We start from the raw sequence: 24,516 nt of genomic DNA, 5'->3' as shown, positions 1-24,516 counted from the left end.
GGGTATTAAGTATAAAAATTAATTTTTTAGTAGTTATCTAACCTGTTGATAGTGTAGAGGGAAAGGTATTATTACAATTAGTAATGTTATATGGATAAGGAAATGGAAAATTTTTTCTTGGAATTGAAAGACCTTACTCTTCAAGAAATTTTAAAACTTTTGGATAAAAGAGAATTAAATAGTAGCTCAAAAAAAGGCGAAATTTGGGAAATCACAAACGAAATCAAACCAATTGATTTATTTTGCTATTTATCAGCAAAATACGGTGACCCCAATGGAATTTTAACAATATTAAAAAATGACAATTCTGATAATTTAATTCATTGGGATTGGATGTTAGATTCCCCTAAAGGATTAGTTCATATCCAAGGACATAATTTCAGAACAGAAATACATGTTAGTGGTGAAGTTATCGAGTCGGGACTAAATAAGTTCGACTTTATTAGCCAAGTTAAAGCAGATTTTAAAAATTATGGACAAGGTATATCTATAACTAAAAAGTCCTTGGAAAAATGGACTGAATTTATTAATCCGTATTATCGTATTAAGTCTACGATTGAACAAAGTTTTATAAAGTTAAATGAGCTGAATTTAAACTTAGAGCAAGATCGTATAGATTTAAAGATCACTCGAAATCAATTGGAGTTTGAGGAAGTTAAAGAAAAGTGGACACAAACACTTCAAAAATATGATTTTGCAGTTGGGCAAGTTTTTGGTTTAAGAGCCATGTTGCCTGTAATGGCTGAATCTTTTGTAAATTTTTTATTATTTATACTAACTAAGCCTGAGGTTAAGCTAAACGAAAGACTGTATCAAACAACCATTAGACAGCCTATTGATATTAGAGTTCAATCACTTCACTTAAACTGTAATGGTTTTTCCTCCAATGTTGACTATACTGCGGAAGAATGTAAAAAATTTCATACTTTGATGAATGAAAGGAATGATTTACTTCATGGTAATGTAAATGTTAATAAACAATCATTTGGCAGTGTATATTTTGATAATAAAATGCCTATTTTCGAGGAATATGAAGATTTTTGGGAAAAGAGTATAGGTGTCTCAATTCGAACGATGAATATCGCATCTATTTATGACGAATATGAAATTGTGAAAAATTTTATAAATTATATTTTGAGTAAATTAGATACAAAAATTAGACCGCAAATTGAACATCTTTTAAGTACTGCTAGATTAGGATTTAATGAAAAAAATAAACGTGTTGGAATACTATTTCCTCCTTATTTAGTAGATATGAGAGTCCCGTTAACCAAAAAATAAAGGACTGAATAATCAGTCCTTTATACACAAATCAGATCAAACTAACAACACATTAAAGCGCTGCAATTTGCTCCATATTCGCTTTAATCTTCGCTAACTGATCAGCAAATTCAGCAAGTTTCACTTTCTCGCCTTCAACCACAGCCGCAGGTGCTTTCGCCACAAAACCTTCATTAGAAAGTTTAGTTGCAATTTGGTCATGCTGTTTTTGAACCTTGTCCAAGTCCTTTTGTAGACGACCCAACTCCGCTTTCGGGTCAATTAGGCCCTTCATTGGAACGAATACAGACACGTGACCCACTACAGATGAAGAAGACAATGGTGGTTGTTCAGCATCTGCAAGGAACGTAATGCTTTCAACTTTCGCCAACGCTTTAAACAATGGTTCAATACGAGCGATTTGCGCTTTTTCTGCATCAGTCGTGTTTTGAAGTAGTACAGGCAATAAGCGAGCATTGCCTAGACCCATCTCACCACGGATGTTACGTACCGCACCAATCAAACCTTGCAGCCATTGCATATCAGCTTCAGCTTGTTCGTTGATAAGCGCTTGGTCAGCAACAGGGTACTGCGCAAGCATAATCGTTTCGCCAACGATGTTCAGTTTCGGCGCAAGTGTTTGCCAGATTTCTTCTGTAAGGTACGGCATCAACGGATGTGCCAAACGTAAAGACGCTTCCATCACAGAAAGAAGAACACGACGCACTTCAGCTTTACGCTCAACTGATACGTTTTCGTCATTTAGAACAGGCTTCGTCAGCTCTACATACCAGTCACAGTATTCATTCCAAATGAACTCGTAAATCGCTTGTGCAGCCAAGTCTAAACGATACGTCGCAAATGCTGTTTGCACCGCTTGTTCCGCTTTTTGTAGACGGCTCACGATCCACTGTTCAGGCAATTCCCAAAGGTCTTGGCGAACTTCTTGACCAATCACTTGCTCTTCGCAGTTCATCATCACGAAACGGGTTGCGTTCCAGATTTTGTTTGCGAAGTTACGGTAGCCTTCAACACGTTTCATGTCGAACTTAATGTCACGACCCGTGTTGGCAAGCGCACAGAAGGTGAAACGAACCGCATCTGTACCGTAAGATTGAATGCCTTCTGGGAATTCTTTACGGGTAGATTTCTCAATCTTCGACGCTTGTTTCGGGTTCATCAAACCTGTGGTACGTTTTTGTACTAAAGTTTCAAGGTCAACACCGTCAATCAAGTCTAATGGGTCAAGCACGTTACCCTTAGACTTAGACATTTTCTGACCTTCGCCATCACGTACCAAACCGTGTACATACACAGTTTTGAACGGAACTTGCGGTGTGCCATCTTCATTTTTCATGAAGTGCATGGTCATCATGATCATGCGGGCAACCCAGAAGAAGATAATGTCGAAACCTGTTACCAATACATCAGTTGGGTGGAACGTATTTAAGAAATAGTTTTCTTTATCTTTCGCAGCGTCGCCAGTCCAACCTAAAGTTGAGAATGTCCAAAGACCTGAAGAGAACCATGTATCCAATACGTCTTCGTCTTGATCCAATTGAACATCAGCAGCAATGCCATTTTTCTCACGAACTTCAGCTTCGTTACGACCTACGTAAACATTACCGTCTACATCGTACCAAGCTGGAATACGGTGACCCCACCACAATTGACGTGAAATACACCAGTCTTGAATGTTGTTCATCCAAGCCATGTACATGTTGCTGTATTGCTCAGGTACAAATTTGATGTCGCCATCTTTAACCGCTTTAATTGCAGGCTCAGCAAGTGGTGCAATCTTTACGTACCATTGATCCGTCAATAACGGTTCAACAATCACGCCTGAACGGTCACCGCGAGGTGGTTTTAAGGTGTACGGTTGAATTTGCTCTAACCAGCCTTCAGATTCAGCTTGTTCAACTAACTTTTTACGCGCTTCAAAACGCTCTAAACCAACATAGTCCGCTGGAGCAGGAATGGTTTTAGAAATTTGCTCACCCGCTTTCGCGATGTATTCAAACTCAGCCAACACTTCAGCATTTTTGTTGAAGATGTTGATGATTGGCAATTCGCAGCGTTTACCTACTTCATAGTCATTGAAGTCATGTGCAGGGGTAATTTTTACACAGCCTGTACCAAATTCTTTGTCTACATATTCGTCTTTAACGATTGGAACTGCACGACCTGTAATTGGCAGGATAATGTTTTGACCTACAAGCGCTGCATAGCGTTCATCATCAAGCGCAACCGCAACGGCAGTATCACCAAGTAGTGTTTCAGGACGAGTGGTCGCAACAACGATGTGATCTTTGCCATCGTGAGTACGCAGTGATTTATCTTCAAAGAAATATTTGAAGTGCCACAATGAACCTGCTTCTTCTTTATCAGACTCAACTTCTAAGTCCGAAAGGGCAGTTTGTAATTTTGGATCCCAGTTAACCAGACGTTTACCACGGTAGATCAAACCATCTTCGTGTAGTTTTACAAACACTTCTTTTACAGCATTTGATAAACCATCATCCATGGTAAAGCGTTCACGTGACCAGTCTACAGATGAGCCTAGGCGACGAATTTGACGGGTAATGTTACCGCCAGATTGTTCTTTCCATTCCCATACTTTTTCGATGAACTTTTCACGGCCAAGGTCATGACGGCTTACGCCTTGTGCACCCAACTGACGCTCTACAACCATTTGTGTTGCAATACCCGCGTGGTCAGTACCCGGTTGCCATAAGGTATTTTTACCAGACATGCGGTTATAACGAGTCAACGCATCCATAATGGCATTGTTGAAACCATGACCCATGTGCAAGTTACCAGTGACGTTTGGTGGTGGAATCATGATACAAAAAGATTCACCTTTTTGAGAGGGCTTGAAATAGCCACGCTCTTCCCAAGTTTGGTACCATTTTTTTTCGATCTCAGTCGGATCGTAGGTTGTCGCGATATTTTGCGCTGAATCAGTCATAGTCTAAACAGATCAAAAGTGGATAAAAAATTGGATCTATTGTAGCAAAAAAAATGACGATTTAGGGATGTTGGGCGAATGTAAACTTTAGCCAATTGGCAGTATAAAAAAGAGTCCGTATGATAGGGCAAGTACAAGAAACACAGATTGATCCCAAAACTAAGATAAAAATAGGAGCAATATCATATGAGTTATTCAATTTTTCTTAAAATTCAGCCAGAAACTTATCAACGTTTTGATTCGATTTATCAAAAATTAAATGCAGGTGAGTCTGAAAGCCAGTCTAAAGTTTTGGGTGACAATCTCGCAGATATTACCTGCGAAATCTTAGATCAAGTGTTTGGTCAAATGGCGCGTATGAATAAATCGGGAGATAACGAGTCTGAAAAAATTATTCAGCAAATTCGTGAAACGACCCGAAAGTATATGCCATGGTCGGTGTCTTTCTTTGGCAATGACCGTTTAAAACCCATGGTGAATTATTTACATGGTCGTTTTTATCAAGAAAATGGTCAGCATTTTATGAATTACCCAGTAGATGCCGCACTTGCCAATGAATTGTTGGGTTGTGTGAATCAAATGAAGGAAGGCAATAATCAATATGTATCGCCTGCTTTAAAAGCCTTTACCAAAGTGGTGGATGAGGGCGTAACATACTTAGTGCGTGAACCAAAAAAAATGCTGAAGTTTAATATGGTGGTGGATAAAACCTTAAATGGTGTCATTAATTTAACCACGCAATTGGGTTATAAACGTTTTGATAAATTAGGTAAAACTTATAATGCACAAGACATGAGTCAATATTTTGACCATTTCATGGCATTTTTTAATGATAAATCGGCAAAAAGTTAATTAAAAAACAAAGTGAAGGATATAGGCACGCGCATGGCAAAGTTTGAAAATTTAGATGGCAAAGTGGTGTGGATTACCGGTGCATCATCCGGTATTGGTAAAACCATGGCAGCAGAATGTGCAGCACAAGGGGCGCAGCTTATTCTTACAGCGCGTCGTGTAGATGAATTGGAAAGTGTACGTTTAAGCCTTACAAACCCTGAGCATCATATAGTTGTTGCAGCAGACTTAACCAATGAAAATCAAGTGCGACATGCCTATGAGCAAGTTTTACAGCGTAAAGGTCGTATCGATTGGCTAATTAATAATGCCGGGCTTAGCCAACGTGCCTTGATTAGTGAAACGTCCATGCAAACAGAACGCGCTATTATGGAAGTAGATTACTTCTCGCAAGTATTCTTAACCAAAACGGTATTACCGACGTTTCTAGCTCAAAAATCTGGGCGTATTGCTTTTGTCTCGAGTGTGGCAGGCTTGCTAGGTACGCAATATCGGGCGTCTTACTCGGCGGCCAAAGCAGCCATTCACATGTGGGCAAATAGCTTACGGGCTGAAGTTGCTCAAGATGGCATTGAAGTTTCGGTAATCTTCCCTGGTTTTGTTAAAACCAATGTTTCGATAAATGCACTGAATGGTGAAGGTAAAGCACAAGGCTATGACAATGAAGCCACTGCCAATGGTTTAGAAGCTGATGATTTTGCCAAAATAACCATTAAAGCTTTACAGCAAGGGCAAGAATATATTGTAGTAGGTGGTCGCAAGGAAAAACTCGGCGTTGTGGTATCACGACTATCGCCGAAGACCTTATATAAGATGATTCGTAAAATGAAAGTGAAGTAATACAGATCCATTTTCAAAAGTTTATGAATTTAAAAAGCCTCCATGACTAGCAATAAAGATATAGGAGGCTTTTTATTTTTTAACCCTGAATTGCCGTGCCATAAGCAAAGACTTCAACCATACCGCCTTGCATGCCCAGCTCGGTGGTACTTAAACGTAAGCCCATAATATGAGTTGCACCCATATTCTCAGCTTCTTGTTTTAAGCGAACTAACGCTTCACGGCGTGCACGTTCGACCACACTTTCATAGCTGGTCAAACGACCCCCAAAAAAGTTTTGAATGTTGGCAATCACATACTTAAAGTAATCATGTGAAATGACAACATTACTCGAAATCATTTGGCCTGTCTGTGTACTGGTTTTAAAACGATTATTGTCTACACGAATATGTGCCAACCTTCGTTCTTGTTCTTCCAATTCTCTCAGATGTTTTTGTTCGGCATGACGACCAAATCCCCAGCCGATGCAAAACAGCACCACAAAAATCAGGACTTTTAAAATAAAAGCATCCATGACTTAGTCCTGTGTTGGAAATGGATCTGGAATTTTATGTTGTAGTGGTTCGACACAAACTGCAGTACCGTAGACAAATAACTCCGATGCGCCTTGTGCGATATTTGATGTTGAGAAGCGGATACCCACGACTGCATTTGCGCCCATCGCACGTGCTTTATCAATCATACGGCTCATGGCTTCTTGACGAGATTCTTCTAATAATTCGGTATAGCCTTTAAGTTCACCACCGACAATATTTTTTAAGCCAGCCATAAAGTCACGGCCAACATGTTTACTGCGTACTGTACTGCCATAAACCACGTCTAATTGTTGGGTAATGGTGTGGCCTGGAACAGATTCGAGATTACTTAAAAGCATTTTTAATATCAAAAAGTAAAGAGATGAATTGAAGATAGAAAAGTCTCATTGAAAAAGCAATAAAAAAAGCCCACCGAAGTGAGCTTTTATTTCGTACTTTAGCAAAGCTAAAATGAATGATTATTTTGTCGCTGCTGCTTTACGTTCAGCAGTTGAAGGTTGGTATTGAACAGCATCAGATGAGTTGGCTTTAATACCACCACCCAAGGTTTTATAAAGCTCAACTTGGTTATTCAAATTGGCTTGTTCGAGCAACAATAAACCTTGCTCAGCTGCATATGATGCGCGCTGTGCATCAAGAACAGTTAAGTAGCTATCAATACCTGCGCGGAAGCGGGCATTCGATAGTTTATAGGTTGTATTGGTTGCATCAACTAAACGACGTTGTGCTGCAATACGGTCACCAATGTTTTGACGAACAGCTAAAGCATCATTCACTTCACGGAAAGCTGATTGCACTGATTTTTCATAATCAGACAATGCAATTTTCTGGTCAGTTTCAGAGACTTTAATGTTGGCTTGACGTGTACCCCAGTCGAAGATAGGAATATCTAAGCTTGGGCCTGCAGACCATACAAAGTTGCCTGATTTGAACAAATCACCTAGGTCAGTCGAAGCATAACCTGCTGAACCCGTTAAGCTGATGGTTGGGAATAAACGCGCTTTTGCTGCGCCAATGTTAGCACCCGCTGCAGACAGTTTATATTCTGCTGCACGTACATCAGGACGGTTGTTTAACAAGTCACTTGGAATACCTGAGCCAATGGTGTTGGTTGCAGTGATACGATTAACACGCTGGGCAGGAAGTAGGTTTGCCGGAACTTGTTGTCCTACAAGTAAATTCAACAAGTTTTGCGCTTGGGCAATTTGTGTCTTGTAGTTGGCAACATCATTACGTGCTGTTTCTACAGAAATTTGTGCCTGACGTACAGGAACTTCACTGTCGATACCTACATCAAAACGCTTTTTGTTCAGATTGTAAGATTCAAGTTGAGCCTTCAACGTTTGATCTGCAAGCTTTAAATTAGCATTGGCATAAGCATAATTTAACCATGCTTGAGCCACTTGGCCGATCAATGCAATTTGTGTTGCATCACGTGCACTTGCAGTTGCTAGGTAGCTATCTAAAGCGTTGTCTTTCAGGCTGCGTACACGGCCCCAAAAATCTAGCTCATAGGCAGTTACACCCAAACCTACATTATAAGAGGTGATAGGCTTGGTTGTATTTAAAGTGTCTTGACGTAGTACGCCACCACTCGCACCGATCGTCGGTAATTGACCATTGGCAGTGATTTGATACTGTTGCTGCGCGCGGTCAATATTTAATGCCGCAGTACGTAAGTCACGGTTATTGGCTAAAGCTAAGTCAAGAACTTGTACCAGACGTTGGTCAGCAAAGAAATCTTTATAACCCTGTTCAGCCACTGAAGTGCCAGATGCACTTGCTGTATAGCTTTCTGGGATATTGGTCTGAACAACCGGTTCTGGACCACGCATGCTTTGGCAGGCAGCCAAAGCAAGCGCAAGTGAAGAAACCGCAATGCTACGACCTGCAATAGACCATACATTTTGCATCACGATAAATGCTCCTGATTATTTTGTTGTTTTGGTTTGTACTTAAAGATACTTCGAATCCATACGTAGAACACAGGAATAAAGAAGATACCGAGTAGGGTCGAACTGATTACGCCACCCAATACACCATAACCTACAGAGTGTTGGCTACCTGCACTTGCACCCGAAGAAAGGGCAAGTGGAAGTACACCAAAACCAAAGGCTAATGTTGTCATGATAATTGGACGTAGACGCATTTTAGCGGCATGCAATGTTGCGTCAAACAGATCTTCACCTTTTTCTTGAAGTTCTTTGGCAAATTCTACGATCAAGATCGCATTCTTCGCGGACAAACCAATGACGGCAATAATTGCCACCTGGAAGTAAATGTTATTCGCCAAGTTTGGATTTTTGAAGAACACCATTCCAAGGAAAGTCAGTAGTAGCGCACCCAAGACACCCAGTGGCACAACCAATAATACTGAGAACGGAATTGACCAGCTTTCATACAAGGCAGCAAGACATAGGAATACGATTAACAATGAAAGTGCGTATAGGAATGGTGCTTGTGCGCCAGACTCACGTTCTTCTAGTGATAAACCTGTCCATTCATAGTCAAAACCTGGTGCACCCATAGATGGAAGTTTTTGGATAATTTCTTCCATCGCTTTCATTGAGTCACCCGAACTTACACCAATACCTGGTGAACCTTGAATGTTCACAGATGAGATACCGTTATAACGCTCAAGACGTGGTGAACCATAAGTCCATTCACCTGTAGCGAATGTTGAGAATGGAACCATCGTACCTTGGTTATTACGTACATACCATTGGCTTAAGTCTTTAGGCATCATACGTGCTGCAGCTTCACCCTGTACATAGACTTTCTTCACACGACCACGGTCAACGAAGTCGTTGATGTATGAACCACCCCATGCCATACCCATGGTGGTATTGATTTCAGCAATGCTGACACCCATAGCACCAGCTTGAGCTTGGTCAATCGTGATTTTGTACTGTGGTGTATCTTCTTGACCGTTTGGACGAACACCTATGAGGCGTTTATCTTGAGCAGCCATACCGAGCACCATATTACGTGCGTCGATTAATTGTTGATGTGTTTGACCTGCTGATGCTTTCAACTGAAGGTTGAAGCCAGCACTCACCCCTAATTCAGGCATTGCTGGTAATTGAATTGGCATGATGTATGAAGCATCCTTCACAATCATGTTCAATGCCATACCACGTTGAATAATCGCGCCAACCTGAGATTCAGGGCTAGTACGGTCTTCCCAATCTTTTAATTTAATGAAAGCAAGACCCGCGTTTTGACCGACACCTGTAAATGAGAAACCGGAAACGCTGAATACAGAGTCGACGTATTTTTCTTCATTTTTAAGGAAATAGTTGGTCATTGCGGTAACAGTTTTGTCCGTACGCTCTAATGAGGCATTCGGTGGTAACTGTACCAGTGTCATCACGACACCTTGGTCTTCTTCAGGTAAGAACGAAGATGGAAGTTTTTGGAACAATAGCACCAATAAACCAATCACAACTGCATAGATCACACCAGAGAAAATCTTATGGTGTGTCATGAAGTTCACGCCACCTTGGTATTTATCTGCAAGTTTATCGAAACCGTTGTTAAAGCCTCGGAAGAAACGCGCAAAAATGCTGTTGCTTTGAGGTTTATCTTTTTCATGTTGTTTCAACATGGTTGCACAGAGGGCAGGGGTAAAGGTCAAAGCCACAATCAATGACAGAACCATTGCTGTTACCAGCGTGATTGAGAACTGACGATAAATTACACCTGTCGTACCACCGAAGAATGCCATCGGAACGAATACAGCGGTTAAAACAGAGGTAATACCGATTAGGGCGCCCGAGATCTGTTTCATTGAGATTTCAGTTGCAGTCACTGGGTCAAGATGATCTTCGACCATGACACGTTCAACGTTCTCTACCACAACAATCGCATCATCCACGAGGAGACCAATCGCCAGTACCATCGCGAACATGGTGAGTGTATTGATCGAGAACCCAAACATGTTAATGACAGCAAATGTACCCAATACAACCACTGGTACAGCCAATGTTGGAATAATCGTTGCGCGCCAGTTCTGTAAGAACAAGAACATCACAAAGAATACGAGAATCACGGCTTCTACAAGGGTATGTACAACACTTTCAATAGACAACTTAATGAATGGCGTTGTATCAAAGGCAAGAGTATCTTCTAAACCATCAGGGTAGTTTGGACGTAATTCTTTTAGACGTGCTTCAACTGCTTCTGCTGTATCTAATGCGTTTGCACCAGTTGCTAGTTTGATTGCAACACCGCCGGCAGGGTTGTTGTTAAATTTAGAATCGAACTGATAGTTATCCGCGCCTAATTCAACACGTGCTACATCACCTAAACGTACTTGAGCACCATCCGAGCTGTTACGTAGGAAGATGTTTGAGAATTGTTCAGGTGTTTGTAGCAAACTTTGAGCAGTAACTGTTGCGTTTAAAACTTGACCTTGTGTTGATGGTGCACCACCCAATTGACCAACAGCAACCTGCGCGTTTTGTGTGCGGATTGCAGCAGCAACATCACTCGGTGTTACTTTTAGGTTTGCCATTTTGGCAGGGTCTAACCATACACGCATTGCATATGAGCCACCGAATACTTGGACTTCACCTACACCCGCTACACGGCTAAGAGGTTCAGAAATATTCGAGTTTACATAGTCCTTAATGTCGTCGGCAGTCAACTTACCTGACGGTGAGTGGAATGCCACAACTTGCAAGAAGCTCGCGCCAGACTTTGTTACTTTTACACCTTGACGTTGAACGTCTTCAGGCAAAAGTGCTGTCGCAGACTGCAATTTGTTCTGAACTTGAACTTGGGCGATATCTGGATCAATCCCTTGTTCGAAGTTTAATTGGATTGATGCTTGACCGTTACCCGCACTATTTGACGAAATATAACGTAAGCCATCCAAACCATTCATTTGTTGTTCGATGATCTGAGTCACTGTATTTTCAACGGTTTCTGCAGATGCACCAGGATAAGTTGCAGAGATCGACACAGTCGGCGGAGCGATGGTCGGGTACTGCGCAATTGGCATTTTTGTTAGTGTGAGTACACCCGCCAACATAATCACCAATGCAATCACCCATGCAAAAATGGGGCGATGAATAAAGAATTGAGCCATTCAGTCTACTCCTTATGCGTTTGAAGTAGCTTTTTGTTCAGTTTTTGGAGCTGCTTGTTCAGTAGCTTTACCTTGTTCTTTTGCAACAGGTTGTTGCGCACCTTGTGGGGCAGCAGCCTGTGGTTGATACGGTTTTGCTACAACTTGTTGTTCTGGCTTAACTTTAGCAATACCATCAACAATTACTTTGTCGCCAGTATTCAGACCTTGAGTCACAATCCAGTTAGCGCCTTGAGTGCCCACTGTTGTTACAGGACGAGACTCTACAGCACCTTTAGCATTAACAATCATTGCAATCGCTTGACCTGTTGGAGTACGTGTAATTGCAGCTTGTGGAACAAGATAGGCATTCGGAATCACACCTTGCACAATACGTGCATTGGCAAACATACCTGGTAGCAATAAGTGGTTCGGGTTAGAGAACACAGCACGTAAAGTGACTGTACCTGTATCCGGATTCACACTGGCATCAGAGAAAGCTAAACGACCTTCGATTGGATATTCACTGCCATCTTCAAGACGTAATTTAACTTTTGTATTGTTGCTGCTGTCCAAGTTGCCTTTGCTTAATTGTTGACGTAAGCGAAGTAGCTCAGCACTCGATTGGTTGATATCAACATACATTGGGTCAAGACGTTGAATTGTCACCAATGGATCAGCCTGAGATGCAGTAACTAAAGCACCCGCTGTCACTGTAGAACGGTTGGTTTGACCTGAAATTGGCGCACGTACAGTTGAGTAACCTAAGTTAATTTCTGCATTTTTAAGTTCTGCCTGAGATGCAGCAACATCTGCTTCAGCCAGTTTAACTTGAGCAACAATATCGTCATATTCTTGTTTTGAAATCGCATTTGAGCCAACAAGCTGACGGTAACGACCTTCTTTAACACGTAACACGTTTAAGTTAGCTTGTTGACGTGTTAAAGCAGCACGAGCACTGTCAGCTGACGCACGGTTTGTACGTGAATCGATCTCGTACAAGGCTTGTCCTTCGCGAACATAGCTGCCTTCTGCAAATAGACGTTTAAGTACGACACCACTGGTTTGTGGACGTACTTCTGAAATTTCATAGGCAGATGTACGGCCAGAAAGTTCAACAGATTGTTCAACGCTTTGCGGTTGGGCAACAATGACACCGACTTCAGTTGGTGGCATTTGCTGTGCAGCAGCAGCTTGCTGTGCATCTTTAGGATCTTTGCTACAACCAACAAGTGCAATACTTGTTGCCAATGCGCAAGCAGTCAGGGCAGGAGCCCAAAGCTTTGCAGACATCATTGTTCCACCTCAATTAGATATTTATCTAAATTATTCATTTGTTTACGCTTTACTGATTTTGATGTAACTCAAATAAAGTAGCGTGATCCAAATAAAACTTATGCTCCAACCGGATAAGACATCTGTCGGAAAATGAACCCCAACATAAACTCGCGAAACACCCATACACAGCATCCATAACAATGCCAAAATGGTGATCAAGCGATGTTGAGCATGTTGTCGGTAAATCAAGATCATCAGACACGCAAGCGATGCAGCATAACAACTGTGTGCGCTTGGAAATGAACTCCCGTAAGACGCTACAAGATGGTACATTTCTGGGGGACGCGGTCTGGTGAACGTAAATTTAAGCAACCATGCAAGGCCGATACTTCCAAAGATCCCTATACTGATAAAAACAATCTCTGTGTATTTTTTATACCACGCAAAGTGTAAACACCATAGCGTGGTGAAAAATAATACAAAAGGCATGCCGCCTAGCGCTGAAAGTCCGATGGCAATTTGATTAAAAACAGCAATACGGTGCTGACTCATCCATTCCACGATACTCAAATCTAATAGATTTAAATGGCTAGAATAAAGCGACAACACACTGATAATTAATGCAAAAAAACCAACAAACAGTAGCGTTCGTGGCATATTTTATTCCTTGTCATTTTAACCGGTTCGAGCTCGGTTAATTAATGGACTAAAGTGTACTCATCAGTACACTTTATTTCAAGTCTGTGTAAATCATACTGATTTTATTTTTTGTGTTCATTTACATCTTACTAAAATAAAACACAAATCTGCTAATGATTGTTCTTACTGGCTTGTGTGCCATCTTCAACTTCCAGCGGTGTTTTGGGGGGCCAAAAGAAATCACTAGGACGTGTTAGAAAATGGGTCATGACCAATTTAGCCAAGGGTTTCCATTGCTCAAATCTTACGCGACGTGCACGTAATGCCACAATAATGGTTAACGTGAAACTGACGAATAAGTTAGTCAGACCAATCAGGATAACCCCTAAAAATGACACAATAATTAAGCCGATATCTGGTGAGCCATTAATATTAATTAAACCTTGAATAAAATTGGCTGAAGCAAATGCAATATGACGAATATCTAAGGGAAGACCTAAAATGTAACCAATGGTACCCATGCTACCGAGCATAATGCCGAATAAGAAATTACCCGCTAATGCACCAAGATTACGTTCAATATAAGCAGCAAATTTATTAAGACGCTCTTGACCTAACCAGCGTTTGAGCTTCTGGTGTGCTTGTATACGTGGGCCGACTTTTCGGTACACAGCCATGTTGTCAAAATAACCTGCAATTAAGCCAGATAAAAATAAACAGACCCCTGCAATTGCAGCATGTGGCACAGCCAGTGAGGTAAATGGATTGAGGTCATGTAAGGTTTTTGCGGCTTTTGCATGATTCATCAAAGGTTCATGTAAGGCCATATCCCAACTCAGCGCAATCAGGGCGGCAACAGGAATTGCAATACTGATGTTGCCTAAGATTGCAATAAACTGGGTTCGAATGATGTTAATAATCAGTGCAGCTAATTCTGCAATCTGCGCCATTTTAGAGCCTTTACGGTGTTGGACCGTAGCAGCAAGTGCAGCAGCTGTCATAGCTGGCTGTTTGGTCGCAACTGTAAAATGCAAGACATGTATTAGCATAAAGCCGAGAGAGTAATTTAGGCTGTATGAAATGGCTTGCATTAAAGGCGCCATTGTCAAACGTGTCATTAGTACTTTTAAGGTGGCCATACAGGCAATAATGACACCTGCACCCGCAGCAGAGCGGTACATGCTCATAAAGCCTTGTTTGTCTGTACTTACATAATGTTCACCAGTTTTACTTGCATTTTCAGTAACTTGTAGAGCCATTAATTCACTATTAGTAGCGAGCAAATCACGCACACTACGTTCGCTATATATGGCTGAAGTGACATCGCTCAGTAGGCTACCCATCGAGATGTAGCGGACGTCATCTTCTTCAACAATTAGGTTAAGCAAAATTTCTAAACGATCTAAACATTGCTCAAGTAGAGACAGTAAATATGTCAGGCTGACACTCACACCAATACGTTTGGTTGCACGGCGGATTTTTAGGACGACATCGCGGCACTGCTCTAACATCACTAAAGCTTGAGATGCATCCGGAGGAAGTACCGCAGTCATCTGTTCTGCGCTTTGATGGAGCTTTTTATATTGCTGAATAAAATCGTTTATTTCACGGTTTTGTACCAAAAAAGGCGATTCATATTCAGTTAATTCAGGTTGTGCATTAATGAATTCTGGGTAAAGACCAATACCACTGACACGATAAGACAAGACGGTAATTGCTTTGATCAGCTCGCGGCGAATTTGTCTTTTTTCATCTTGGTTGCTATGCCCCTGATTAAATAATCGGAACAATTGAATCCATTGTTGATCTGGGATGCTATCGAGCCAATATTTGTCACTATGTCGATGGAAAACACGACGAACAAGATCTTGTAACTGCGTTTCATCATTAATTAAAGGGAGAAAGTGTGCACCCAGACGTTGAAATAATTGTCCCCAGAAACCATCCAAAGACAAAATCCCAGTATCAGCATAAAGACTGGTTTGCTTATATTTACTGATCAGCTTTAAGACAAAACTTTGCAGTGTTGAGGCTGCATCAGGGGTAATCAATAGGGCTTGAATAAAAGCTTGAAAGCGCTTTTTAATTTCGTCAGTATTTTTTGTGTCTTCAGGACGAATACGATTAATCAGTTCAATCAGTAAATTTTCATCCAGCACAGCTCGAGGCGTGTCGAGCTGTTGCTGCATGTTTAAAAATAAATCATTTAATTTTATATGCATAGGCAAGGGTATTACGATGAATATGGTGAATTATTGAATTCGATGTAATGCCAAGTTTGCTAAATTAATTAAGGCTTGACGATATTCTGATTCTGGCAAAGCATCCAATGCGCTAAGTGCTGCATTGGTTTCCTCTGTGGCACGCTGGCTACAATAATCTAAAGCACCAGATGTTTGCACAATTTGGATCACACGATCTAAATCTGCTGTACCACCTGTTGCAATACTACGGCGAATAATCTCATGTTTTTCACCTGTTGTATTCTTTAACGCAGAGATTAAAGGCAAAGTTGGTTTTCCTTCCATCAAATCATCACCAATATTTTTACCTAATGTTTCAGCATCAGAGGTGTAATCTAAAATATCGTCAATGATTTGGAATGCGTTACCAAAATGACCTGCAAATTTACGCAGTGGCTCACGGAATTCTGGCGTTCCCGTTAAAATAGCAGCACCTTCGGTCGCTAATTCAAAGAGACGCGAAGTTTTACCATGAATGATGTCTAAATAAGTTTGTTCAGTCGTATCAGGTTGGTGCTGCGATTGCAGTTGTAGAACTTCACCTTCTGCAATTTCACACGTCCCGGTCGAAAAATCTTTCAGCAAGACATTGTTGTCTAAATCGACCAACAAATCGAATGCGCGTGAAATTAGGAAATCACCTACCAACACGGCAGTTTGATTATTCCAAGTTGCGTTGGCCGTTGGGCGACCACGACGTAAACCGGATTCATCAACCACATCGTCATGTACTAAAGTTGCTGTATGCAGCATTTCAATAATAGCAGCGAGCTTACGATGCTTTTCAAGGTCTTCTGCACCACATGCTTTTGCCGCCAGTAGACACATAATCGGGCGCATGCGTTTACCACCAGCTTCTACCACATGTTTACTGACCGCCATCACTAAGGCAACTTTAGACGTAATCCCTTCATTAATGAATGTGTCCATCGCAGCAAAGTCAGATGCAACAGGCGCGAGAATATCTTGCTTAAAGTCGATGGTCATATGAAGAGAAACCTCAGTTATTTTTAAATTACAGCCGTAGTGTAGCAATTTGATTTATGAATTACAGACAGAAACGTACTCAATTGGCTTAATCTTAAGTGATTTTTTTATCCTAGGGTATGTTCCTGTCGATTTTTTTAATATTCCTAAGTGTGTTTTTCCAAGTTTTAAAGCGCTAATACTGAAAATTGAAGCCTATATTAGCGAACGCGTATTAAAAATCCATTTCAATTTAAAATAACACGATCAAATGTCTGAACTTTATTGAGTTAAACGCCGCTGTTTAATAAATACACGCATGCTAAACTAATATTTTGCCTAAATAGCTTGTTGTTTTGCTGGTTATCCCTTAAAATCTCTGCCTTTGTGAAACCCCAGTGACGATCGTTTTAAGATCGGTATATCCCTTTACCGGCACGACAACACGGGCATGTTTGGAGTACATTTATGTACGCAGTAATCCAAAGCGGTGGTAAACAACACCGTGTAGTTGAGGGTGAAACCCTTAAAGTAGAATTATTGAAAGCTGAAACTGGCTCAACAATCACTTTTGATGACGTGTTGATGCTTGTAAACGGTGACAGCATTCAAATTGGTGCACCAGTAGTTGCTGGCGCTAAAGTAACTGCTGAAGTAGTTAGCCATGGTCGTCACGACAAAATCCGCATCATCAAAATGCGTCGTCGTAAACACTATCGTAAACAACAAGGTCACCGTCAATGGTTCACTGAGTTGAAAATTACAGCTATTTCAGGCTAATTACGAGGAGTAAGTAGACATGGCAACTAAAAAAGCCGGTGGTTCGACTAAAAACGGTCGTGACTCGAACCCAAAAATGTTGGGTGTTAAAATCTATGGCGGTCAATCTGTGACTGCTGGTAACATCATCGTTCGTCAACGTGGTACTGAATTCCACGCTGGTGTAAACGTAGGTATGGGCCGTGACCATACTTTATTTGCAACTGCTGACGGCGTTGTAAAATTCGAAGTGAAAGGCCAATTCGGTCGTCGCTACGTATCTGTTGAAGCGTAAGTTTTAATAGAAAAAAAGGCCCACATTATGTGGGCTTTTTTTTGTCTATAAAAATAGGATCAAAGTTTCAAGATTGTTAAAAATTATTTTTTTATCAATTAATCAAAATTATAAGTGATTAAATTCACATAAATAAGGGTGGGTCATAAAAGAATAAAAATACAAAAAAGGATAAGGACATGAATAAAATTTTAAAAACAGTGCTGGCGAATACTGACTTTCAGAAAAGGAATTGTTCTGATAAAAACCAAGAAATTGCACTTGAAAAGCTATTAGGACTTGCTGAAACAACTTCAATCGCTATTAAACTGTACCAAAATTACTTGCTGAGAGTATTTACTCTCTCTTGGTTTAACAGGCTCGCAAGGTCTAAGCGACTTATGAAGTCGCACTCAATCAAGGTTTTAATGGAATAGAGTCTCAATGATTATTAAGTCTAAAAGGTGCAAATGGACAAGGTGGTCTTGACACGGAAGATGTGCTGAAGGAGTCCAAAGCCTATACCCATCATCGTGTGAATGAGCTCAATAGCCGATTTGATAGCTTTAGAGATGAAGTATATGCAGCCGTGGCTTCTAGTATTGCCATAGCTTCTTTACCACAACCAACTGATGCTGGATACAATAAGTTCAGCGTAGGTATGGGGACTTGGGAGAGTAAACAAATTTATGCACTTGGATTTAGCGGAGTAGCTGAAAGTAATAAATATGTATATAAAGTCGCAGCAACATCAAATTCTGAAGGTGATTTTGGTGCAGGTGCTTCCATTGGCTAGTAATGGAAATAAAACATGTTAAATTGTTGTCTACTTTAAAAGCTCCGCATAATGACGGAGCTTTTTTATGATTCACCAAAAACTTTGCAAAGCCAAAATGATTGACAGAAATAACACTCAAAAGAAAGTAAAAGATCTGCAAATTTCTCCATCATGATGAATAAAAATGATCAAATTGAATTAATAACCATACAAAACTTCTTATTTTCTCTAAATTTAGCAGCTGAAATTGGTTTAAGATGGCTTATCTAACAAATTGCATTGATGCAAATATAAAAGGTGAATCTATGAAAATGCTTCGTAAAACCATCTGTGCTATGGCATTAGGTGCAGCGACTCTGGCACCTGTAATGAGTACTACAGTATTCGCTGCGCCAGTAGCAGCGTCGGAGCAACAGGCAACTGCGAATCTTGTAAAACAGCTGTCTGGGATTAAAAGCTTTACTGCAAACTTTGAGCAAACCACCAAAGTAACCAATCCGAAGGCCACTCAGAAAAAAGGCTTAAGCGCGCAGCACATGAATCAGACTTTTAAAGGTGTGATGAAAGTTCAGCGTCCAGGTAAGTTCTATTGGGAAACCACAAGTCCATCGAAACAAACCATTGCAACTACAGGTAAAACGGTATGGATTTATGATCCAGACTTACAACAAGCTGTACGTCAAAGCCTAGATGAGCAGGTAGCAAATACACCAGCCTTGTTATTGTCGGGTAATACGGCTCAAATTATGAAGTCTTACCGTATTACGCAGCCGAATAAGAGCAAAACTTATTACACTCTATATCCAAAAAGCGATGATGGTGTATTCCAAAGCTTAACCATTAGTTTTGGTGCGAAAAATGCGCCTACATTGATGATTCTTCAGGATTCATTGGGTCAAACCACAAATGTGCGTTTTAACAACGTTAAAGTGAATGCATCAATTCCAGCATCGACCTTTAATTTTGTACCTCCAAAAGGTACAGATATTATTGATCAATAAATTTGATCTTTAGATATGTAAAAGAGCAGATAAATATCTGCTCTTTTTTTATGGATAAATGTAAATCAACTAAGCGTATGCAGCTATGCATTTAGTAGTATGCTTATTTTGCAAAGCTGAGCGTCAACTTTGCAGCATATCTGATTTGAGGTATAGGGATTTTAGGATGAAAAAAACACGTATCAATGTTTTGGCTACGGCTATCACAACAATTTTGATGGTTGGAGCATTGACAGCTTGTCATCCACGAAATGAACCTGTCGAAGATGCAAGCACGACACAAAGTAAACAAAAGACGACGCAATCGGTTCCCCTGATTGAATCTAAATCTGTTGTGGTTAATTTGCCGAAACCGCAAGCATGCGAAGCTGAAGGGTGTACACAATATTCCATTCAAACTGTAGAAACCAATGTTGATTGGATCAATCAATACTTCCTTGAGCGTATTAAGAAAGCGGATCCAATTGCATTTTCGCCTGAACCTAATGAAAAAGTGGATTTAGCACAAAATCCAGAAGCTGGCATGGGTCAAAGCACAACTTCGGTGCGATATATTAGCCAATGGGGCCATATTGCGACTTTTGCGATAGAAAGTTATACCTATGCCGCACATGCTGCGCACGGTATGTCTCATGTGGAATATGTCAATTTTGATCTGAATGCAAAAAAACGTTTAGCACTACAAGATGTATTGGTGAAAGGTGCCGATGCCAAAGTTATAAGTGCTTTGTTTGATTCCAATTCAATTTGGTTAGATAACCATGATATTGAACGCGGTAAATTACAACTGAGTGATAATTTCTACTATGGGGGTAACGGTATTGTGTTTGTTTATCCATTGTATGAATTAGCAAGTTATGCAGAAGGTATGCCTGAATTAAAACTACCGTATTACTCTGTAAAAGGTTTATTCAAACCTGAGTATTTACCGAATTTGCCAAATTATGAAACGAAATGAAGTTCATTGAGTCAATAATATTGATTCAATAAAGCTCAGGTGTAAGCTCGATCACTGTATTTTTAAACGTTAAGAGCTTACACTATAGCCAGTTTTTTTCTTTACTTCAGATTGGCTATGATCGACCCGAAATTACTCAGAAATAATATTGAGGCTGTAAATTTAGCCTTAGCAAAACGTGGTGTTCAACTCAACGTAGCAGAGTGGGCAGACCTAGAAGCTCGCCGTAAAGAAATTCAGTCAAAAACTGAGTCTTTGCAGGCTGAACGTAATGCTGGCGCAAAACAAGTCGGTCAGATTAAAAAAGCAGGCGGTGATGCTTCAGAAATCATGGCGCGCATGTCTGCCATTGGTGATGAAATTAAAGCAGCAGAAGTTGCACTTTCAGAACTTCAAGCTGAGTTAGAAGCTAAATCTCTTTCAATTCCAAACTTACCACACGAGTCTGTGCCTGAGGGTAAAGACGAAAATGATAACGTGGAAGTTTTAAAGTGGGGCACACCTCGCGAATTTGATTTCGAAATCAAAGACCATACCGATCTTGGCGAAATGATGGGTGGTTTAGAGTTCGAAACTGCGACCAAATTAACTGGTACACGTTTCAGTGTATTAAAAGGGCCTTTAGCGCGTTTACAACGAGCATTGACTCAGTTCATGTTGAACACGCATACATTAGAAAATGGTTATACCGAAGCATATGTACCTTATTTAGTAAATGCTGACTCTTTACGTGGTACAGGTCAATTGCCTAAATTTGAAGAAGATTTATTCAAACTTCAAGGCGAAAAAGAATATTACCTGATTCCAACAGCTGAAGTTCCAGTAACCAACTTCGTGCGTGACGAAATCATTGATCCAGAACGTTTGCCATTAAAATATGCAGCACATACACCATGTTTCCGTAGCGAAGCGGGTTCGTATGGCCGTGATACACGTGGTTTGATCCGTCAACACCAATTTGACAAAGTAGAAATGGTTCAGATTGTAAAACCTGAAACTTCGATGGATGCTTTGGAAGAATTAACGGGTCATGCCGAAGGTATCCTTCAAGCATTAGGCTTGCCATACCGTAAAGTCGTTCTGTGTGGCGGTGATATGGGCTTTGGTGCAATCAAGACCTATGACCTTGAAGTTTGGGTGCCAAGTCAAAATACCTATCGTGAAATTTCTTCTTGCTCATGCATGGGCGATTTCCAAGCACGTCGTATGAAAGCACGTTACCGTGCAGACCAAAAGAAAACTGAATTCGTACATACATTGAATGGTTCAGGTTTGGCTGTTGGTCGTACTTTACTTGCGGTGATGGAAAACTACCAACGCGCTGATGGTTCAATTGAAATTCCTGCTGTACTTCGTCCATATATGGGCGGTGCAGAATTTATCGACTAATGAACGATAAAGTGCACAGTTTTGTGCACAAAATTTGCTTAAGACAATCAGATTTAAAATACTGAGGTAGTGTGTGGATATTTTTCCAATCTCGTTGAAGTTGCAACAGCAACCTTGTCTGATTGTTGGTGGTGGTCGAATTGCATATCGTAAGGCAGTGCTGCTTGCAAAAGCAGGTGCTTGCCTTACGGTGCTTTCACCCGAAATAGAAGATGATTTAATGCAATTGGTGACACATAGCCAAGGGCAATATCTCAATTCACGCTATCAAGATACTCAAGTTAATTTGCGTGCATACCGTTTGGTTATAGCCGCAACCAATGATAAAACGATTAATCAAGCCGTGTTTGAGGCTTGTGAAGCTGAAAATGTTTTGGTCAATAGTGTTGATGATCCGCCGCATTGCCGATTTATGGTACCTGCAATTATTGATCGTTCACCATTGATTGTTTCAGTTGCATCTAATGGAACATCGCCCGTTTTATCTCGCCAAATTCGAACTCAACTAGAAGCAGCTATTCCACATGGTATGGGCAAGCTTGCTGAGTTTTCTGGTAAGTGGCGTGCTGAAGTTAAAGCAAAAATAGCCAATCCAGACGAACGCCGTATATTTTGGGAAGACTTGTATGCAAGTCCACTGAAAGAACAGGTGTTTAACGACAATGTAGCTGAAGCGAATCGCTTAATTCAGCAGGCTCTTATTGAATGGACACGTCCAAAAGGTGAAGTGTATTTGGTTGGTGCTGGGCCTGGTGATCCAGAGCTATTGACACTGAAAGCTTTACGCTTAATGCAGCAAGCAGATGTGGTGATTTACGATCGTTTGGTTTCTCAGCCGATTATGGACCTGTGCCGTCGCGATGCCGAAAAAATCTACGTTGGTAAAGCACGATCCAATCACGCAGTGCCACAAGAAGGCATTAATGCATTATTGGTTAAATACGCTAGTGAAGGTAAGCGAGTTTGTCGTCTGAAAGGTGGTGATCCATTTATCTTTGGGCGCGGGGGTGAAGAAATTCAAGAACTCTTTGCAGCTGGTGTAGCGTTTCAAGTTGTGCCAGGGATTACTGCGGCTTCGGGCTGTTCAGCCTATGCGGGTATCCCTTTAACCCATCGTGATTATGCTCAAAGCGTACGTTTTTTAACTGGGCATTTGAAAGAAGGCTCACCTGAATTACCGTGGAATGAACTGGTTTACCAAAACCAAACGCTTGTGCTGTATATGGGCTTGGTGGGTCTTGAAAAAATTTGTGAAAAATTAATTGCACATGGGCAACGTCCGGATATGCCTGTTGCATTGGTGTCGAAAGGCACAACCCCAGAGCAAAAAGTGGTGGTCGGGACTTTGGCTGATATTGCTTCTAAAGTATCCGAGTACCAAATACAGGCGCCGACATTGACCATTATTGGTGATGTGGTTAGCTTACGTGATCAACTTCAATGGCATGAGCGAGGATAAAGCAGCGATAACGCTGCCCGAGCGCAAGACGAAGGCTGTGCCTGAGTAAAGAGGATAAAGCAGCGATAACGCTGCCCGAGCGCAAGACGAAGGCTGTGCCTGAGTAAAGAGGATAAAGCAGCGATAACGCTGCCCGAGCGAAAGACGAAGGCTGTGCCTGAGTAAAGAGGATAAAGCAGCGATAACGCTGCCCGAGCGCAAGACGAAGGCTGTGCCTGAGTAAAGAGGATAAAGCAGCGATAACGCTGCCCGAGCACAAGGCGAAGGCTGTGCCTGAGTAAAGTGGACATAGCTATAGTTGCTACCCTCATTATTCGGTGTTCGTTATGTTAAAGTGCGAATACTCAGTCGAATGAATTTTTATTTGCTAGCTATGGCATATCATCGCTAAGTGAATATCTTACCTCATCCATTTTTAACCAAAGAGTAGAGTAAATCCTGTGATCCATGTTGTTTTATACGAGCCAGAAATTCCTGCAAATACAGGGAATATCATTCGTTTATGTGCCAATACTGGAGCGCAGTTACATTTAGTCAAGCCTTTGGGTTTTGAACTAGATGATAAAAAATTACGTCGTGCTGGATTGGATTATCATGAATGGGCGCACATGAAAGTGTGGGAAAATTTTGCTGCGTGTTTAGAGCATTTAGCGAGTGTAGGGATCGATCAAAATGCGATTTATCCATTAACGACCAAGGGTTTTGAAACACCGCATACGTCTAATCTAAATCGACCGGTCGCACTTTTGATGGGTCCAGAAACACGTGGTTTACCTGAAGATGTACGTATGATGTTCCCGAAAGAACATTGGATTCGTCTACCAATGGCTGCAAATTCACGTAGTTTGAATTTGTCGAATGCGACAGCAGTAATTTTATATGAAGCTTGGCGTCAACAAGATTTTAAAGAATTGGTTTAAGTTATCATAATTTAAAAAACCGCTTCTAGGAGCGGTTTTTTATTGAGCCTGCATAAGCCTAATCATTTACACTAATGAAGTTTTGTAAATTAATACTTTAAAAACTTCTGCCAAAATATAAAAATGTGTATAAGGACACTGTGAAAAATTAAAACGGGTACTTAAAACTTGAAATCTATAAATTTAAAAGCTTTTGGTGAGAGATGGATCCGTAAATTTGAACAACTCCTATAAGTGATATTCTGCTCCTCAAATGATGTTATAAACATCAATATATGGAGTATTTTATGGCACGTAGACCAAGAAGAAATCATTCAAATGATTT

At 40.8% G+C, this 24,516-nt stretch carries 21 protein-coding genes; 12 read left to right on the top strand and 9 right to left on the bottom strand.

The features are described 5' to 3' along the window. Positions 1 to 102: 102 nt before the first annotated feature. Complete coding sequence (locus FTV09_RS08130) at positions 103 to 1,281, top strand: hypothetical protein (RefSeq protein ID WP_180057877.1); 1,179 nt, start codon at positions 103 to 105, stop codon at positions 1,279 to 1,281. A gap of 52 nt (positions 1,282 to 1,333) precedes the next feature. Here FTV09_RS08130 and FTV09_RS08125 read toward each other — a convergent pair whose 3' ends face one another. Beyond that, on the bottom strand, positions 1,334 to 4,228 hold the full coding sequence (locus FTV09_RS08125; RefSeq protein ID WP_180057875.1) for a valine--tRNA ligase: 2,895 nt from the start codon (positions 4,226 to 4,228) through the stop codon (positions 1,334 to 1,336). 186 nt (positions 4,229 to 4,414) lie between these two features. Between FTV09_RS08125 and FTV09_RS08120 the strand changes: the two genes are divergently transcribed. Both FTV09_RS08120 and FTV09_RS08115 read left to right on the top strand, forming a co-directional pair. Beyond that, complete coding sequence (locus FTV09_RS08120) at positions 4,415 to 5,080, top strand: hypothetical protein (protein ID WP_180057866.1); 666 nt, start codon at positions 4,415 to 4,417, stop codon at positions 5,078 to 5,080. A 33-nt stretch (positions 5,081 to 5,113) separates the two neighbouring features. Continuing rightward, positions 5,114 to 5,920: an SDR family oxidoreductase gene (locus tag FTV09_RS08115; protein WP_067764417.1), complete on the top strand. Its 807-nt coding sequence runs from the start codon at positions 5,114 to 5,116 to the stop codon at positions 5,918 to 5,920. 79 nt (positions 5,921 to 5,999) lie between these two features. On the opposite strand, the gene FTV09_RS08110 is transcribed toward FTV09_RS08115, so the two are convergent. From FTV09_RS08110 to sdsA, 8 genes are all read right to left on the bottom strand, one after another. Beyond that, entirely contained in the window at positions 6,000 to 6,434 is a 435-nt protein-coding gene (locus FTV09_RS08110) for a YbjQ family protein (RefSeq protein ID WP_180057863.1), read from the bottom strand. A gap of 3 nt (positions 6,435 to 6,437) precedes the next feature. Beyond that, positions 6,438 to 6,794 carry a YbjQ family protein gene (locus FTV09_RS08105; RefSeq protein ID WP_067764410.1) on the bottom strand — a complete coding sequence of 119 codons (357 nt, stop codon included), beginning with the start codon at positions 6,792 to 6,794 and terminating at the stop codon, positions 6,438 to 6,440. Between the two features lie 120 nt (positions 6,795 to 6,914). Next, a complete protein-coding gene (gene adeK, locus FTV09_RS08100; RefSeq protein ID WP_180057920.1) occupies positions 6,915 to 8,369 on the bottom strand; it encodes a multidrug efflux RND transporter AdeIJK outer membrane channel subunit AdeK in 1,455 nt (484 codons plus the stop codon). Beyond that, positions 8,369 to 11,548, bottom strand: a complete 3,180-nt coding sequence (locus FTV09_RS08095) for an efflux RND transporter permease subunit (protein WP_180057860.1) — start codon at positions 11,546 to 11,548, stop codon at positions 8,369 to 8,371. Before FTV09_RS08095 ends, adeK begins: the two co-directional genes overlap by 1 nt. Before the next feature lie 12 nt (positions 11,549 to 11,560). After that, positions 11,561 to 12,823, bottom strand: a complete 1,263-nt coding sequence (locus FTV09_RS08090; RefSeq protein WP_180057856.1) for an efflux RND transporter periplasmic adaptor subunit — start codon at positions 12,821 to 12,823, stop codon at positions 11,561 to 11,563. 42 nt (positions 12,824 to 12,865) lie between these two features. Then, positions 12,866 to 13,462: a phosphatase PAP2 family protein gene (locus FTV09_RS08085; RefSeq protein ID WP_180057853.1), complete on the bottom strand. Its 597-nt coding sequence runs from the start codon at positions 13,460 to 13,462 to the stop codon at positions 12,866 to 12,868. A 152-nt stretch (positions 13,463 to 13,614) separates the two neighbouring features. Beyond that, entirely contained in the window at positions 13,615 to 15,666 is a 2,052-nt protein-coding gene (locus FTV09_RS08080) for a site-specific recombinase (RefSeq protein WP_067764395.1), read from the bottom strand. A gap of 30 nt (positions 15,667 to 15,696) precedes the next feature. Then, positions 15,697 to 16,674 (bottom strand): All-trans-nonaprenyl-diphosphate synthase, encoded by a 978-nt coding sequence (gene sdsA / locus FTV09_RS08075; protein WP_180057850.1) that lies wholly within the window; start codon positions 16,672 to 16,674, stop codon positions 15,697 to 15,699. Positions 16,675 to 17,121: 447 nt separating this feature from the next. On the opposite strand from sdsA, the gene rplU reads away from it, so the two are divergent. From rplU to FTV09_RS08030, 9 genes are all read left to right on the top strand, one after another. Beyond that, positions 17,122 to 17,433, top strand: a complete 312-nt coding sequence (gene rplU, locus FTV09_RS08070) for a 50S ribosomal protein L21 (protein ID WP_035267860.1) — start codon at positions 17,122 to 17,124, stop codon at positions 17,431 to 17,433. A 19-nt stretch (positions 17,434 to 17,452) separates the two neighbouring features. Further along, positions 17,453 to 17,707: a 50S ribosomal protein L27 gene (gene rpmA, locus FTV09_RS08065; RefSeq protein ID WP_067764378.1), complete on the top strand. Its 255-nt coding sequence runs from the start codon at positions 17,453 to 17,455 to the stop codon at positions 17,705 to 17,707. Positions 17,708 to 17,886: 179 nt separating this feature from the next. Continuing rightward, positions 17,887 to 18,123 (top strand): hypothetical protein, encoded by a 237-nt coding sequence (locus FTV09_RS18075; RefSeq protein ID WP_180057847.1) that lies wholly within the window; start codon positions 17,887 to 17,889, stop codon positions 18,121 to 18,123. A gap of 62 nt (positions 18,124 to 18,185) precedes the next feature. After that, positions 18,186 to 18,482 carry a YadA-like family protein gene (locus FTV09_RS08055; RefSeq protein WP_067764372.1) on the top strand — a complete coding sequence of 99 codons (297 nt, stop codon included), beginning with the start codon at positions 18,186 to 18,188 and terminating at the stop codon, positions 18,480 to 18,482. 287 nt (positions 18,483 to 18,769) lie between these two features. Continuing rightward, entirely contained in the window at positions 18,770 to 19,465 is a 696-nt protein-coding gene (lolA, locus tag FTV09_RS08050) for an outer membrane lipoprotein chaperone LolA (RefSeq protein ID WP_067765007.1), read from the top strand. A 166-nt stretch (positions 19,466 to 19,631) separates the two neighbouring features. After that, a complete protein-coding gene (locus tag FTV09_RS08045) occupies positions 19,632 to 20,423 on the top strand; it encodes an RsiV family protein (protein WP_180057844.1) in 792 nt (263 codons plus the stop codon). A gap of 117 nt (positions 20,424 to 20,540) precedes the next feature. Further along, positions 20,541 to 21,812: a serine--tRNA ligase gene (gene serS, locus FTV09_RS08040; RefSeq protein ID WP_067764365.1), complete on the top strand. Its 1,272-nt coding sequence runs from the start codon at positions 20,541 to 20,543 to the stop codon at positions 21,810 to 21,812. Positions 21,813 to 21,885: 73 nt separating this feature from the next. Then, positions 21,886 to 23,271, top strand: coding sequence for a siroheme synthase CysG (cysG, locus tag FTV09_RS08035; RefSeq protein WP_180057841.1), 1,386 nt, complete (start codon positions 21,886 to 21,888; stop codon positions 23,269 to 23,271). Positions 23,272 to 23,711: 440 nt separating this feature from the next. Continuing rightward, on the top strand, positions 23,712 to 24,191 hold the full coding sequence (locus FTV09_RS08030) for a tRNA (cytidine(34)-2'-O)-methyltransferase (protein WP_067764359.1): 480 nt from the start codon (positions 23,712 to 23,714) through the stop codon (positions 24,189 to 24,191). Positions 24,192 to 24,516 lie beyond the last annotated feature (325 nt).

Origin of the sequence: Acinetobacter sp. YH12227, assembly GCF_013417785.1 — a bacterium.
Lineage (GTDB): Bacteria > Pseudomonadota > Gammaproteobacteria > Pseudomonadales > Moraxellaceae > Acinetobacter > Acinetobacter gandensis.
This window is presented reverse-complemented; position numbering and strand designations above follow the sequence as displayed.